Origin of the sequence: Bacillus sp. Brlt_9 (assembly GCF_051948935.1) — a bacterium.
In the GTDB taxonomy this organism is placed as follows: Bacteria; Bacillota; Bacilli; order Bacillales; family Bacillaceae_G; genus Bacillus_A.
In genome coordinates, this window is the sequence record NZ_JAYJLO010000001.1 from 1,054,619 (window position 1) to 1,069,998 (window position 15,380).

Here is a 15,380-nt window from a genome sequence, read left to right on the forward strand (position 1 = left end):
GAAGCTCCCTTTTTATATTTTTGGATAAGTAATTGTTATGTTAGGCCATTTGTTTTGCCAGTTCTTTTTAGTAACTCTAACATTGTACATATGTAATCGTTCTTTTGTTTCAAGAAAATGGGCTGTCGGTCTCACTTGTAAGGCAATCACATCTTCAATACCACATGGAGCCGTTAATATGACGTTGTTTAATTGATCAAGTGTAACTCCTAAAGCCGTTGCAGTTTCAGGGAATTTAGAAATAGCATCAACAGAAGAAGAATACGGTGGCATATTATTCACTACATGCATACGAGCTTGATTCTTTACCGACCAAGGGATCGTAGCATCCATATTCATTAATTTCGTTTCTAATGATTGTTCGTATAGCTCATCTTTATGTAGACTATCATAATAAATCACATCAACATCAGGCATTGCTGTTTTAACTTCATAGTTATGTAAAGTATCCCAAATTTTAGAGCGAACAAATCCGGCGCAAATCCACCAATCAGTTAATTCTAGTGATTTGGCCATTTGTAATACATTCATCATCCATTTATCGTTTTCTATTAAGCGAATTATATCTTGCTCTGTTTGGATTGTCATTTGTTATCCCACCTACTTTTTAATTGAGGACTAATTCATTAGTTTTATAATCCATGTGATCCAATAAGCACCTGGTATGAATAATAGTTGTGCTAATAACGTACCGAAAAGTCTAGAAATCATTAACCAACCATACATTTTACTCATTGCTTCAACACCTTCTTCTGATTGAAGGGCTCGCTCTGTTAAAAGTGCGATACGTGGGTCTAGTAGCACTGTTAATAAAATGGTAGCAAAACCATTAATAAGTCCAGAAGCTGTAGTAGCTTTTGTCGCGTAAGCTGGAAGTAAAAAAGAAGCATATAGGGCTGAAAGAACACCAGCTGTATAAATAGCAGTAGCAAACATGTTAATAAGCATAATACGTTTTGGAATACCACCAATACGTAGTCTATGAATCATTTCTAATTTTGGGAAGCGTACATATTTTTTTGTGTACTTTAATTTTTGAATGTTATTTGTTTTCATCAATCGAATGAAAGAACCGTCTGTTTCAAAGTTTTGAATGACATATCCAAATAGTTTAGTTAAAGTTGGATATAGTATAATCGCAATTAATGTACCGACAGAGGCGGATAATAGAACGAGCCGTATAATATGTTCTAAATTAATGGATGCGTCTAGTTTTGCCTCATCGACAATCCCACCGATTAAAAAGGCTTGTAGCATGTTAGATGTTCTTGAAATAAGTAACACCATGCCTACGACAGACAAAGCAACAGCAATTCTCTTTAAACGCACTCCAGCTAACCGAATACTATAAGAGCTCGTTTCAACCGCGTGAATAACAATTGTGAAAGCCATTATAACAATTAACGTAATTGACATTAGATTCACCAATTTCTATTAAAATAATTGTAACTTTTTTACTTTATCATATGTATTACACTTTGTAACGGAAAGTATGTGACATAGAAGAAAAAAATTCGAAAAGATAAACAATGATAGTATAGTAAAAGGTGGGCATGAAAAAGCCTTCCATATAATATATAAAGTAAAAATGAATGAGGGGATTAAATTTGTATACAACATTTCTATTTGATTTAGATGGAACATTGACTGATCCGAAAGAAGGAATTGTAAATTCAGTATTGTATGCATTAAAAAAGGTTGGAATTGAAGAATTACATGTAAGTGAATTAGACTCATTTATTGGTCCGCCCATCCAGCAATCATTCGTAGAGAGATATAATATGAATGAAGGAGAAGTTGAACGAGCTGTTTTTTATTTCAGGGAGTATTTAAAGCAACGTGGGTTGTTGGAGAATAATGTATACGAGGGTATTCCAAATCTTTTGAAACAATTAAAAGATACCGGAAATCGATTATTTATAGCAACTTCAAAACCTACTGTATTTGCAAAACAAGTACTAGATCATTTTCAATTAACGGATTATTTTGAAGATATCATTGGAAGTAATTTAGATGGTACGAGAATAAAGAAAGAAGAGATCATTGCTCATATTCTACAAACAAATGAAGATCTTAATAAAGAAGAAATTGTTATGATTGGAGATAGAAAACACGATATAATAGGGGCGAATTATAATGGAATTGCTTCAGTCGGTATATTATATGGCTATGGTAGTGAAACAGAATTGAATGAAGTTGGTGCGACTCATATAGTAAATGATATAAAAGAATTACATCATTTTTGTGTAGAAAATAGTTTGGTAAAAAAGTAAATATAGAGACTAAAAATCCCTTTATGACAGATGACGATGAAATCGTTTTTGTTTAAAGGGATTTTTCATATGTAATCGAATACTTATAATTAGACATTTTTAGCATAAAAAATTTGTATGAATAAGAGGAGGAATGTCAGAAATAAAAGATTAGTAGAAGTTTAATAATAAAAGTTTGAATTTTCAGTTTAAGGGAGGGGTATAATTGGAGCTAGTTATTATATTATTAGCACTTAGTTTACTAATGTTTGTAGCTTATAGAGGCTTTTCTGTTATATTATTTGCACCGATTTTTGCATTATTTGCGGTATTTTTGACAGAGCCTAGTTTTGTATTACCTTTCTTTTCTAATATCTTTATGGAGAAAATGGTAGGTTTTATTAAACTATATTTTCCTGTATTTTTACTTGGGGCAATATTTGGGAAAGTAGTAGAAATGTCAGGAATTGCGGACTCGATTGCAAAGACAATTATAGAGTTAGTTGGTGAAAAACGTACGATTTTAGCGATTGTATTAATGGGTGCTATCTTAACGTATAGTGGCGTTAGTGTGTATGTAGTAGTGTTTGCTGTATATCCGTTCGCAGCTAAGTTGTTTCGACAAGCGAATATTCCAAAACGTTTAATCCCTGGAACAATCGTTCTTGGAGCAGTCACGTTTACAATGGATGCGCTACCTGGATCACCACAAATTCAAAATGTAATACCTACAACGTTTTTTAAAACGGACATCTACGCTGCACCGATACTTGGTATTGTAGGGGCAATTTTTGTACTTACGTTAGGTTTACTATATTTAGAGAGTAGACGTAAGAAGGCAAAGGCAGCAGGAGAAGGGTATTTTGGTTTTAACGATGGGAATACTGAAATGGCAGCTTCTTTACAAGCAGAACAAAAAGATATGCCGTTACTGAAAAGTATTGAAATTACAAGAGCACAACAAGTGATTGCTTTTATACCACTTATTTTAGTAGGTGTAATGAATAAAGTTTTTACTATTATGATACCGAAGTGGTATCCGAATGGTTTTGATTTTTCAGCTATTGGTATGAAGTCATTTGGAAAAGTAGAATTAAGTGCAGTAGTTGGAATCTGGTCAGTAGAATTGGCACTTATTATAGGTATAGTAACTACGTTATTATTATATTGGAAACGTGTAGTAACAGGATTTCAAGCTGGATTGAATACAAGTATTGGTGGAGCGCTACTTGCAACGATGAATACAGGAGCTGAGTTTGGATTCGGTGGTGTCATCGCAGCACTTCCAGGATTTGCGATTATGAGAGATGGCATTTCTGCCACATTCACAAATCCTCTAGTGAATGGAGCAGTCACGACGAATATTTTAGCTGGAATTACAGGTTCTGCATCAGGAGGAATGGGAATTGTTTTAAGTGCGATGGGAGATAAGTTTATTGCAGCGGCCAATCAATTCGATATTCCATTAGAAGTAATGCATCGTATCGTGTCAATGGCATCAGGAGGAATGGATACATTACCACATAACGGAGCAATTATTACTATTCTTACAGTTACAGGTTTAACACATAAACAGTCATATAAAGATATTTTTGCAATTACTGTTTTGAAAACGGTTGCTGTGTTTTTAGTAATTGCATTCTATACTGTAACAGGAATTTATTAAGTCGATATTCTATAAACTAAAATATTAATTAGGGTAAGAAGGGGTGGAGTACTTGCAAGAAGTTGCTGAGTTTCGTATGCCGAAGTCTGTATTATATGGAAGAAATTCGCTTGAAAAGCTGGGGGAACAATCTAAGAAGTTGGGGAAAAGAGCGTTTATAGTTACGGATACAATTATGGAGGATTTAGGATATGTTGAGAGCTGTATACAACAACTCAATACGAAAGGTATAACTGTTATTACATATAATAAAGTAAATGCTGAGCCTACAAATATTCACGTGTTAGAAGCGTTAACACTTTGTAAAGAAGGAAAGTGTGATTTTATTATCGGTATCGGTGGTGGAAGTTGTATCGATGCAGCGAAAGCAGTTGCGGTGTTATATACAAATGGTGGAGAAGTGGAAGATTATGTCCAAAAATATATAGAAATAGACAATGATCCGCTACCACTTATTGCAATCCCAACAACTTCTGGAACTGGATCGGAAGTAACAAGTGTAGCAGTAATTACGAATAAACGAACAGATGTAAAAATGATGATGAAGCATCCGAGTTTTACCCCGCAAGTAGCGATTATTGACCCGATTTTAACACGCTCGGTACCACCACATATTACAGCAGCAACAGGGATAGATGCTTTATGTCATGCAGTCGAAGCATATATTTCTAAAGTTTCACAATCACTCACAGATGTACTAGCTCTTTCCGCGATTGAAAGTATTATGAAATATATACGCATTGCATATGAAGATGGAGAAAATATGGAGGCAAGAGAAGCAATGATGATAGCATCCTTACAAGCTGGAATCGCATTTTCAAATGCATCTGTTACGTTAGTTCATGGAATGTCAAGACCAGTAGGGGCGTTATTTCATGTACCACATGGTATATCGAATGCAATACTATTACCGACAGTTTTAGAATATACGAAAGTGAGTGCAGTAAAAAGACTAGCGGAAATTGGACGTTGTTTAAATAAAGATATGTATTCCTATTGTGATGAAGAAGTAGCTGACTACACACTGAGGGAAATAAAAAAACTTTGCTTTGATCTTCGTATCCCAAATTTAAAAGAATACGGAATTGGTGAGGTTGAATTTGAAAAAGCAATTTCTAAAATGGCATCTGACGCAATTGAAAGTGGAAGTCCAGCAAATAATCCACGTGTGCCATCATATGATGAAATTAAACAGTTGTATCGAGAATGTTTTCATTATCAATATGAAAATTCTATAAAAACATTAGGTGATTAATTTCAGAATATTCACTTAAAATTTCCTTGGAAATAGTTAAAACAAGACTTTATATTATAAACGTAAAGTCTTGTTTTATTATGTATAATATACATAATAAAATATTGTGATTAGTTTTTAAAAACAGTATAAGGTGGGATTGTGTAATGAAAACAATAGGTTTAATTGGTGGTATGAGTTGGGAATCAACTTCTGAATATTATCGAATCATAAATGAAGAAATAAAAGAGAGATTAGGAGGGTTACATTCAGCAAAATGTATGATTAATAGTGTGGACTTTGAAGAGATTGAACGATTTCAGTCTAACGGGGATTGGAATGGCGCAGGAGAAGTATTAGGGAATGCAGCATATTCTTTACAGAGAGGAGGAGCCGATTTTATAATTATTTGCACAAATACTATGCATAAAGTAATTGAGAAAATAAAGGAGAATATCCATATTCCAGTTTTACATATCGCTGATGCAACTGCGAAAGAAATAAAAAGAAAAGATATTCAAACGGTTGGTTTGCTTGGAACTAAATATACAATGGAGCAAGATTTCTATAAGTTACGAATAGAAGAAAATCATATAAATGTAATGATTCCGTCAAAAAAGGATAGAGAGAAGGTAAACGAAGTAATATATACAGAATTGTGTTTAGGAAAGATAACAACTCAATCTAGGGAGTATTATAAAAGTGTTATAGAAAATCTAATACAAGAAGGGGCCCAAGGAATTATTTTAGGGTGTACAGAAATAGGATTATTAATTAAACAGGAAGACGTATCAGTTCCGATATTCGATACAACTCATATACATGCAGTTGAAGCAGTTAATTTCGCTTTACGAAATAGAATGTAATTATATTATGTAACCTAGTCCGTGTATGTGGAAAACATTCAGAAAATATTTTATAATGTAAGTGGTTACATTTAAGGGGGAATGCGTATGTTTTCGGTTCAACCAATCGCATTTGTACATAATGAAAGAAAGGAAATAAAAGATGATGAGTGGGGAGAAGTAAGATCCTATATTACTTTAACGGAAATGTATACAGAAGAAAGTATACAAGGGATTGAAGATTTTTCTCATATTGAAGTTGTTTTTTATTTTCATAAAGTAATGGATGAACAAATTCAATATTTTGCTAGACATCCTAGAAATAATAATGATTATCCTAAAGTAGGCATTTTTGCACAGCGCGGGAAAAACCGTCCGAATCGCATAGGAGCAACGATTGTAAAGGTGATAAAAAGAGAAGGAAAATCAATTATTGTTGAGGGGTTAGATGCTATTGATGGCACCCCTATATTGGATATAAAGCCAATAATGAAAGAGTTTATGCCGACAGAAGAAATTGTACAGCCTAAATGGGCAACGGATATAATGAGACAGTATTGGAAGGGGAATGGAGTAAAATGAGAATATATGAAGCAACAATTGTAGATTTAGATGGACTAGCATCAGTTTTTAATAACTATCGTATGTTTTATAGACAAGATTCCGATATAGAAGGGGCAAAAGTATTTTTACGAAATCGAATGGAGAGAAAAGAATCCGTTATTTTCGTGGCAGTTGAAGACGGTGAATATATTGGGTTCACACAATTATATCCATCATTTTCTTCTATTTCGATGAAAGAATTATGGATTTTAAATGATTTATTTGTGCAAGCTGTTAAGCGCGGAGCAGGAACAGGAAAAAAATTATTAGAAGCTGCGAAAGAATTTGCCTTAGAAAATGGTGCAAAAGGTGTAAAATTACAAACGGAGATTGATAATTTATCAGCGCAGCGATTATACGCTGAAAATGGATATTTGAGAGATAATCGTTATTTCCATTATGAATTAACGTTTTAAATAATATTAGATTAAAAGAGGCGCTTTCATTTTGAAGGCGTCTCTTTTAATTTGCATTATAGTTGATTTAAAACCCAATTTGTCGCATCTTCAAAGTTTTCTGCAATGTAGTTTGGTTCAATATGTGCCCACTTGTCTCGGTACGTATGTAAAGCGTCGTATCCAGCGCCTGTTCGTACTAAAATCGTTGTCGCATTCACTTTTGCTCCCGCAACGATATCAGTCCAGCGATCACCAATTACAGCGCATTTTGTTAAATCAAGGTCGTGTTTTTCGGCTGCTTGTAGCAGCATACCTGTACTTGGTTTACGGCATTCACAACCATTACCGTGTTTGTGAGGACATACGTATATATCATCAAAGCCGAATCCTTTTAATTCTTGTGCAAAATCAGCAACAGTCGCTATCCCATCTGCGATACCTGGCTGATTTGTGAAAGAGAAAATTTTTATATTTTGAGCTTTTAGTTTTTGCAGAGCTGCTTTTGTAAACGGAAATAATGTAAAAGATCCAGGATAATGAATTGTAGTGTCACCACCAATTGTACCGTCACGATCAATAAAAATAGCTTCGATGTTTTTCATAGTTTTAGTCCTTTCCATTTATAAGTAGTTTAAAAATGTTTCACAAATCGATAGCCATTTACTTCATATCCTAATTTTTTGTAAAAAGGATGAGCTTCTACTCTTTTTGTTCCACTAACTAGCCATGTGCCAATGCAATTATGCTTCTTTGCTAATTGCTCTGCATAATCCATTAATACTTGCCCAATGCCTTTTCGTCGTACTGTAGAATCAACGCTAATAATTGAAATTTCTCCATACCGAGTTACATCTTCTAAATTTTCACGTATACGAAAGCCAAGTAATCCAAATATAGTTTTTTCTTCCTCATAAACATATAAAAAATCAAAAGGACTCATTTGTACGAATTGCAATCGGTTGTTCATATCTTCATAGGAAATAGAGGAACCCTTTAATTCTTTCGTCAATGAGCAAAGTGCATCTATATCGTATATCGTCGCTTCGCGAATTTGAAAAGACATATTATCCACTCCAATAAATTGTAATCAAACATTTATTATTCTATTAAAAAATATTTATTCCTGCTATGAAAATAAATATTTTATATGGAAGAGGAGTTCGCTCATTTTTTGAGCAAGCGGATAGTTTATTTTTAATTTCGTATCCCGCTCACATGCAAAAATTAATCCAGTATGGCATGACATATACGTTTATTCGAATAGCGATAACGAATGTAGTAGTTGTTGTTGTTGTTGCTATGTTACCAGTGTTGATGAAAAGTATCGGAGTGACGAAGATACAACTCGTATTATTTGGGCTATTCTTTACTGTATTTCGATTTCTGTTGGCGTTATTAACGAGATTTATTCATGTACGTGTGGGGAAACGATGGCTACTATGGATTATAAAAAATGTAATATTTTCTACAGGTCTATCCTTTTTTGGATTGAGTTTGTTTTTTATTAATAAAAATCCATTTTATTCTATACTATGTATCGGTCTAGCAGTTTTTCTAATTATCATATTGATAAAAGAAAAATTGAATTATAAAAATTGCTTTTTTAACATATTATCCGAAAGAAGTCTCCTTCCTCAGGCGTGTGAAAGACGATAGTCTAGCGGCAGGTGGGAGATGAATTTCAGTTTGGCGTAGCCAAACATTTGTTTTTCCTATTTATTTCGCCTCTGATATAATCAGTCTTATAAGAGGGGAATTTTGGTATAACAATGAAAGTAGATAATAACCTTATAGTGTTCAGGTTGTGTGATCACCGTCATAGCTTATGGAAAATGAAGCGGAAAATGAGGTGAATGGATATGCCAAAGCAGAATAAGGCGTATAAATTTCGTCTGTACCCAACAGAAGAACAAGCACATCTCATACGAAAAACATTCGGGTGTGTACGTTTTGTGTATAACAAAATGTTAGCTGAACGAAAAGAAGTATATGAAAAATATAAAGAGAACAAGGAAGAACTAAAGAAAGAAAAATTCCCTACTCCTGCAAAATATAAGACAGAGTATGAATGGTTGAAAGAAGTTGATTCATTGGCATTGGCCAACGCGCAATTAAACTTGCAAACTGCGTATAAGAATTTTTTTAGTGGTCAAAGTGAGTTTCCTACATTCAAAAGTAAAAAGAGTAGAAAATCCTATACAACGAATCGAGTAAACGGAAATATTATGTTATTTCATGGCTATATCAAATTACCAAAGTTGAAAATGGTGAAACTGAAGCAACATAGAGAAATCCGGCAAAAACATATCATCAAATCGTGTACGATTTCGATGACACCTACTGGTAAGTATTATGTGTCTATTTTGACCGAATATGAAGAAAAAATCACTCCAAAAGAAGTAGAACGTGTAGTTGGATTAGACTTCGCAATGGCTGAATTGTACGTGAGTAGCGAAGATGAGAAAGCCAATTATCCTCGCTTTTATCGTCAGATGTTAGAGAAATTAGCGAAGGCACAACGAGTATTAGCAAGACGTGTGAAAGGTTCACAGCGCTGGAATAAACAACGCATTCGTGTAGCGAAATTGCATGAAAAGGTCGCCAATCAACGTAAAAATTTTCTTCATCATAAGTCTAAAGAATTAGCTACGAGTTTTGACGTTGTAGCAATCGAAGACTTACATATGAAAGGAATGTCACGAGCATTTAGATTTGGTAAGAGTGTAGCGGACAACGGTTGGAGGATGTTCACGACATTTTTAGCATATAAGCTACAAGAACAAGGAAAACAGCTTGTAAAAATAGATAAATGGTTTCCTTCTACAAAGATGTGTAGTAATTGTGGAAATAAAAAAGAAATGCCGTTATGTGAACGTACGTATGCGTGTTTGTGTGGACTCACAATTGGCCGTGATTATAATGCAGCAATCAATATCAAAAAGGAAGCCATCCGCTTATTAGTGTTGGCATAAATAGTAATAAAATAACCTTTGGAACAAGGGATTAGCTCGGCTGTCCTAGGACAAATTCGTTAGCTATCAAAAGTAGCGATGAACCGAGAAGCCCCTACTTCAAGTAAGCTCGTAAGAGGTACTAAGTGGTGGGTAGTTCACAGAAGTTGAGAAAGAGAAAGAAGAAAGTATGCGCTGGACGAGTGGGATTATACAAGTTGGTGGTCATACAGCTAAACCGAGTAGTTCAAATAAAAAACCATGGATGTTTCCGCGTTCTAAAAAGTTTTTAGGGAAGAAAAAGGAATCTCGCATTGTTGAATCCTTTTTAAAAGACTTTTTCCGTACAAGTAGTGCACGAATATTTTATATTCAAATTGTATGTATAAGCACTGTAAGTATTATTATGAGTCCAAGGGTGGTTGTAGCTATTATTCTTACATTTGCTTTAGTTGCAATTTCTCGTTATGCGCGCGATTATTGGAATGAATTTACGAAAAAAATGTTTCTTCATTTATATTGTGATGAAGGAAAATTACTATTGTTAAGATGGAAGGCAGATCGCTATTTATTACTTCCAGTACTATTTTTGTATGGAATAGTTATCCTTTCTCATTTTTATTTATTACCAGCTGTAATTGCCGGAATTATTTTTATAGTATGGATTGGTTGGATTGTATTTTTACCATAGAAAAAGAGCCGAAAAACGGCTCTTTTTTTAATCTGTTACACATTGATAAAGAAAATATACTAAAACGAGTATGCTTGCGGCGGAATACATGACATCTAAAGACATATGATCGCCTCCTCATTGTTGTTGTATTTATATTGTATGAAATCTTACAATTTCATATTCAAGTGAAAAATATGTGAACGTTAACAAAATTGTAAAGTGCAAAAATTACAATCATTTTGTATAATAGAAGAAACAACCGTTATATAAAAAATAATGAGTGAAAGGGGAGGGAACATACATGCCAAATTGGTTTAGAAAAACCTTAGTCGCATTAATTACCGTATTTACATTTGGTTTAGTGACACCTCCTTCCATATTGCTTGATAATGCCAAAGCTGCGGACAAGCCTACGAGCACAGCTGGGCAACAAAATTTGGAGAGTACGTCCTATACATATGAAGAAACGAATGACAGGTTAACCACTGATACTTTTATTACGTACGCAATGCAAGAAGCAGAGAAGCAGTCGATGCAAAAGTTTGGCACTAAAATTGGTCCAGTAATTGAAGATGAGTTTAAAGATGTAATATTACCGAAAATTGAAGAGGCAATTGCTGAGCTTGCCAATGATGTACCAGAAGATTCGCTACAATCATTAGCGATTTCTCAAAAACCAGCTGGTGGGAATAATGAAAAAATCTTTCACGTTTATGACACGAAATCTGGAAATGACTTATTGCGATTTCATGTAAGGAGAGATCATCCACCGCAAGATGGTTACTATTTTAATTTCCACTATCACCGTTTTGATGATGGATACTCAGGACATCATGAATTAGGCAATATTTATTGGAATACAAATGTACCACCAAAGTGGCTTTCTTAAAAAGAACAAGAGAAAATCTTGTTCTTTTTTTGTGTGTATAGAAGGGTAAGACAACTACGGTGTTGAATAAAATAGGTTTAGGAAAAAAGAAGTAAAGGGAGTATGGGAATGCAAAAATATATTGTTTTTGACTTTGATGGCACATTAGTAGATTCACAAAATATATTTGTACCAATTTATAATCAAATCGCTGAAAAGCACGGATATAAAACGGTAAGGGAAGAAGAAATTGAATATTTACGTAAATTAACGATGCCAGAGAGATGTAAACAGCTCGATGTACCACTGTATAAACTACCGATATTAGCACTAGAGTTTTATAAATTGTATCAACCTGCTATAAAAGATCTCATTTTGTTCCATGGGATGAAGGATGTATTAGATGAACTACATAAAAAAGGCTACGGAATTGCCGTTATATCATCGAACTCAGAAGAGCACATTCGGGCATTTTTACACAATAATGATATAGAAAATATACAAGAAGTGTATTGTTCTAAAAATTTGTTCGGTAAAGATAAAATGATAAAAAGATTTTTAAAATCGAAAAAAATAACAGAGAAAGATATGTTATACGTCGGTGACGAACAGCGAGATGTAGCAGCGTGTAAAAAGGCTGGGGTGAACGTAATTTGGGTATCTTGGGGGTATGATGTCATTGAAACAGTGAAAAAAGATGCACCAGATTATATGGTCAATACACCAATGGAAATTGTGCAAGTAGTACAAGGGGCGTATTCTTAATAGGAATACGCTTTTTGCAGGCATTCATCATATTGAATTTTGGGTAGCGAATTTAGAAGAGTCCATTTCTTTTTACGATATGTTGTTTTCCATAATTGGATGGAGAAAGTTAAATGAAGTATCATATAGTACGGGAGAAAGTGAAATATATTTTAAAGAAGTAGACGAGGAAATCGTAAGGACGTTAGGTCCTAGACATATTTGTTACCAAGCTATTCATAGAGAAGTAGTTGATGAGGTAGCACAGTTTCTTTCTAGTACGAAAATAAAGATAATACGTGGTCCAATTGAAATGAATCATTATTCGGAAGGGTATTATACAATTGATTTTTACGATCCGAATGGATTTATTATAGAAGTAGCGTATACACCAAATGTAGATATGTAAGGGGAGTAATAATGAAAACAATTACAGCAAGGCAAAACAATATACAAATAGTAAAAGATGCAGTGGATATTAAAGAAATTTCTAAAGGTTTTTCTCCTGATAAAAAATATATAGTTACGACAATTGATAATGAAAAATATTTGTTACGGATTGGCGATATACAAGAGTATGAAAGAAGGAAAATAGAATTTCAAATTTTAAATGAAATGGTAAAACGTAACGTACAGGCACAAAGGCCGATTGAAATAGGTATATTGGAAGAAGAAGGTGTATATAGTATTTTCTCATATATAGAGGGGGAAGATGCGAAAAAATTGTTGCCTACATATACGCCAAAAGAACAATATGAGATTGGTATAGAGGCAGGAAAAGATTTAGTAAAAATGCATACATATGAAGCTCCTAATGAAATCCTTCCATGGTATGAAAGAGCTATGAAAAAACATCGGAAATATGTAGAGGCATACAAAACATGCGGAATAAAAATAAAAAATGATGATAAAATCATGAAGTTTATAGATGATAATGAAATGTATTTACAAAACCGCCCCAATCGGTTTCAACACGATGATTTTCATTTAGAAAATATAATTGTACGGGATGGGAAATATGTAGGTGTTGTTGATTTTAATGGTTATGATTGGGGAGACCCACTTCATGATTTCGTAAAAATTTCGCTATTTGCACGAGACATTAGTATCCCATATGCGATTGGGCAAATTACTGGATATTATAACGGAAGAATACCTGAGGAGTTCTGGAGATTATATGCGGTGTACGTTGGAATGACAGTTTTCTCATCAGTTGTCTGGACATTACGAGCAGCACCGCATATGTTAGATGATACGTTAGAACGTCTTACTATAGTTTTAGACGATCATAAAGACTTTGAGCTATTAAAGCCAATTTGGTTTCAACCAGAAAAGATTGATATGAAATAGAAAAGGTAGGTGTGATTCACACCTACCTTTTTTATTTACCATTCGTCGTTTTGAAGCAGTTGTAATGCTAACTTTAAATCTACACCTTCTAGTATATACCGTTGTATACCACTACCACCCTCGAACATTCCTTTATCTGTAATTGAATGATGTGAAGTAGGAAGGAATAAAGGGATTTTTGCTCCTAGTTGAGTTTCTTATCTATAGAAACTCGACTTTTTTATATGAAATATGCATGTCTAATTTTTGGGATTCTCTCTATTAAAATATTTATTTAATTTTCTTAAATGCAAGTGGCTGCGTACTTAACATAGCTGGCACATGTAACTGAAGGGATGGGAATTCACCACTCACATTCATTTCATAAGCAAATAATAAATTCATTTTCATTTGGAATAAGTCAACTTTTGCAGAGAAGATGTCGTAATGATGATGCGCTAATTGAATATCCATCTCCATAAATTGTACAAATAACGAATTATCTCGTTTGTATACTTGTAATGTTCCATATGCAGGATGTTCAAAAGTACCAGTATAATCCTCTAATTTGTGAGAAGGTGCAGTCCCTTTCATTTGTTCAGGAAGTGATTCAGTTGTTTCTTTCATCATTTCTTTCATTTTTTCACTATCTTCTACAGCACGTTTATGCCAATCGATAGATTCTAATTCAAGTAGTTCGTCATAAATTTGATTAGCGAGATAAGTAGGAAGTAATGTGCCTCCAGCATTCGTTAAAATGACAAGGCCTATGTTTTCATTTGGTATGAATGAAACAAGTGCTGAAAATCCATCGATATTACCGCCATGGTGAATCACCTTTTTACCACGATAAGCGCTAATAAACCAACCAAGACCGTAACTATTTAATGGAGATTCAGGAAGTGATAAAACTGGTTGATCTGGAATGGAATTATGTGGTGTATACATTTGTTGTAATAATTCTGAGGAGATTAATTCATGGTCTCCAAATTTCCCTTTGTTTAAGTGAAGAAGTACCCAATTTGCCATATCTTCAATTGTAGAATTAATACACCCAGCAGCGCCGACTGTATCGATGTTATGGAATGGAACTTCTTTTATTTCACCTTCATTTTCAACGTAAGGTAAAGCATAATCATCTGTAGTTTGTGAATCTGTAACAGAGAAGTTTGTATGTCTCATATTTAAAGGCTCTAAAATATGTTCTGTAGCGTATTGCTCCCACGTTTGATTTGTAATGTTTTCAACAATGTAGCTAATTGTTGCATACATTAAGTTGTTATAAAGAAATGCTGTGCGGAACGGTGCATCAAGTGGTAAATGTTTTATTTTTTCAACGAGATCTTTTCGAGATAAGGAAGAGCTATACCAAAGAGCATCATGACGACTTACTCCAGTACGATGAGCAGCTAAATCTCTTCCTGTAACTTGTGAGGTAGCAAGTAGTTCAGATAAAGAGAAGTTAGGTATATATGACTGGACGGGAGTATCCCAATCAAACTTTTTTTGCTGCGCTAATAAGCTTAATGAAAGTGTGCCAAAAGCTTTCGTTGAGGAACCGATTGCGAACCGAGTATGCGGTGTAACAGGCTCTTTTGACTCTAAATCACGATAGCCGAAACCTTCTGAAATAATTACCTCACCATCTTTTATAACAGCTACAGCAGCGCCAGGAACCTTTAAATCCTTCATCATTTTTTCAACAGTTGTTTGCAAAGAAGACATAACAGGAGTTTCAATTTTAGACATACCTCTAACCTCCAAATATAAATTTTGTTCTACCGCACTATACTTTCGGTAATAGAAAATGAAAACCT

The 15,380-nt window shown here is 34.0% G+C and carries 16 protein-coding genes and 2 pseudogenes; 13 read left to right on the forward strand and 5 right to left on the reverse strand.

Going from position 1 to position 15,380, the window contains the following annotated elements; genetic code table 11:
- Nucleotides 1–12: 12 nt before the first annotated feature.
- Both VF726_RS05380 and VF726_RS05385 read right to left on the reverse strand, forming a co-directional pair.
- On the reverse strand, nt 13–588 hold the full coding sequence (locus VF726_RS05380) for a nucleotidyltransferase family protein (protein ID WP_440166447.1): 576 nt from the start codon (nt 586–588) through the stop codon (nt 13–15).
- A 30-nt stretch (nt 589–618) separates the two neighbouring features.
- Nucleotides 619–1,416: a lipid II flippase Amj family protein gene (locus VF726_RS05385; protein ID WP_440166449.1), complete on the reverse strand. Its 798-nt coding sequence runs from the start codon at nt 1,414–1,416 to the stop codon at nt 619–621.
- Nucleotides 1,417–1,607: 191 nt separating this feature from the next.
- Here VF726_RS05385 and VF726_RS05390 point away from each other — a divergent pair, with 191 nt between their 5' ends.
- The 6 genes from VF726_RS05390 (at nt 1,608) to VF726_RS05415 (ending at nt 7,016) form a co-directional block, all read left to right on the forward strand.
- Complete coding sequence (locus VF726_RS05390) at nt 1,608–2,273, forward strand: HAD family hydrolase (protein ID WP_440166451.1); 666 nt, start codon at nt 1,608–1,610, stop codon at nt 2,271–2,273.
- A 205-nt stretch (nt 2,274–2,478) separates the two neighbouring features.
- Nucleotides 2,479–3,918, forward strand: coding sequence for a GntP family permease (locus tag VF726_RS05395; RefSeq protein WP_144488222.1), 1,440 nt, complete (start codon nt 2,479–2,481; stop codon nt 3,916–3,918).
- Between the two features lie 52 nt (nt 3,919–3,970).
- On the forward strand, nt 3,971–5,173 hold the full coding sequence (gene eutG, locus VF726_RS05400) for an alcohol dehydrogenase EutG (RefSeq protein ID WP_440166453.1): 1,203 nt from the start codon (nt 3,971–3,973) through the stop codon (nt 5,171–5,173).
- Nucleotides 5,174–5,319: 146 nt separating this feature from the next.
- Nucleotides 5,320–6,018 (forward strand): aspartate/glutamate racemase family protein, encoded by a 699-nt coding sequence (locus tag VF726_RS05405; protein WP_440166455.1) that lies wholly within the window; start codon nt 5,320–5,322, stop codon nt 6,016–6,018.
- An 81-nt stretch (nt 6,019–6,099) separates the two neighbouring features.
- Complete coding sequence (gene tsaA / locus VF726_RS05410) at nt 6,100–6,579, forward strand: tRNA (N6-threonylcarbamoyladenosine(37)-N6)-methyltransferase TrmO (RefSeq protein ID WP_440166457.1); 480 nt, start codon at nt 6,100–6,102, stop codon at nt 6,577–6,579.
- Nucleotides 6,576–7,016 (forward strand): N-acetyltransferase family protein, encoded by a 441-nt coding sequence (locus tag VF726_RS05415; RefSeq protein WP_440166459.1) that lies wholly within the window; start codon nt 6,576–6,578, stop codon nt 7,014–7,016. Before tsaA ends, VF726_RS05415 begins: the two co-directional genes overlap by 4 nt.
- A 56-nt stretch (nt 7,017–7,072) precedes the next feature.
- On the opposite strand, the gene VF726_RS05420 is transcribed toward VF726_RS05415, so the two are convergent.
- Together VF726_RS05420 and VF726_RS05425 are read right to left on the reverse strand one after the other, a co-directional pair.
- A complete protein-coding gene (locus VF726_RS05420; RefSeq protein ID WP_440166461.1) occupies nt 7,073–7,600 on the reverse strand; it encodes an HAD-IIIA family hydrolase in 528 nt (175 codons plus the stop codon).
- A 29-nt stretch (nt 7,601–7,629) separates the two neighbouring features.
- Nucleotides 7,630–8,061 carry a GNAT family N-acetyltransferase gene (locus VF726_RS05425; RefSeq protein WP_440166463.1) on the reverse strand — a complete coding sequence of 144 codons (432 nt, stop codon included), beginning with the start codon at nt 8,059–8,061 and terminating at the stop codon, nt 7,630–7,632.
- A 65-nt stretch (nt 8,062–8,126) separates the two neighbouring features.
- Between VF726_RS05425 and VF726_RS05430 the strand changes: the two are divergent.
- The 7 genes and pseudogenes from VF726_RS05430 to VF726_RS05460 all read left to right on the forward strand — a co-directional run.
- Nucleotides 8,127–8,603, forward strand: a pseudogene (locus tag VF726_RS05430) (ABC transporter permease); the annotation flags it as partial.
- Between the two features lie 254 nt (nt 8,604–8,857).
- Entirely contained in the window at nt 8,858–9,970 is a 1,113-nt protein-coding gene (locus tag VF726_RS05435; RefSeq protein WP_440166465.1) for an RNA-guided endonuclease TnpB family protein, read from the forward strand.
- A 136-nt stretch (nt 9,971–10,106) separates the two neighbouring features.
- Nucleotides 10,107–10,640: pseudogene (locus tag VF726_RS05440) on the forward strand (ABC transporter permease); the annotation flags it as partial.
- 283 nt (nt 10,641–10,923) lie between these two features.
- Nucleotides 10,924–11,511 (forward strand): YpjP family protein, encoded by a 588-nt coding sequence (locus tag VF726_RS05445; protein WP_001134412.1) that lies wholly within the window; start codon nt 10,924–10,926, stop codon nt 11,509–11,511.
- Nucleotides 11,512–11,619: 108 nt separating this feature from the next.
- A complete protein-coding gene (locus VF726_RS05450) occupies nt 11,620–12,255 on the forward strand; it encodes an HAD family hydrolase (protein ID WP_046955676.1) in 636 nt (211 codons plus the stop codon).
- Nucleotides 12,248–12,643, forward strand: coding sequence for a VOC family protein (locus VF726_RS05455; protein ID WP_440166720.1), 396 nt, complete (start codon nt 12,248–12,250; stop codon nt 12,641–12,643). Before VF726_RS05450 ends, VF726_RS05455 begins: the two co-directional genes overlap by 8 nt.
- Nucleotides 12,644–12,654: 11 nt before the next feature.
- Nucleotides 12,655–13,584 carry an aminoglycoside phosphotransferase family protein gene (locus VF726_RS05460; RefSeq protein WP_440166467.1) on the forward strand — a complete coding sequence of 310 codons (930 nt, stop codon included), beginning with the start codon at nt 12,655–12,657 and terminating at the stop codon, nt 13,582–13,584.
- 270 nt (nt 13,585–13,854) lie between these two features.
- Here the strand turns inward: VF726_RS05460 and VF726_RS05465 are convergent, their stop codons facing one another.
- The gene (locus tag VF726_RS05465; protein WP_440166470.1) at nt 13,855–15,312 is read right to left on the reverse strand and encodes a serine hydrolase; all 1,458 of its coding nucleotides are present in this window, start codon (nt 15,310–15,312) and stop codon (nt 13,855–13,857) included.
- Nucleotides 15,313–15,380 lie beyond the last annotated feature (68 nt).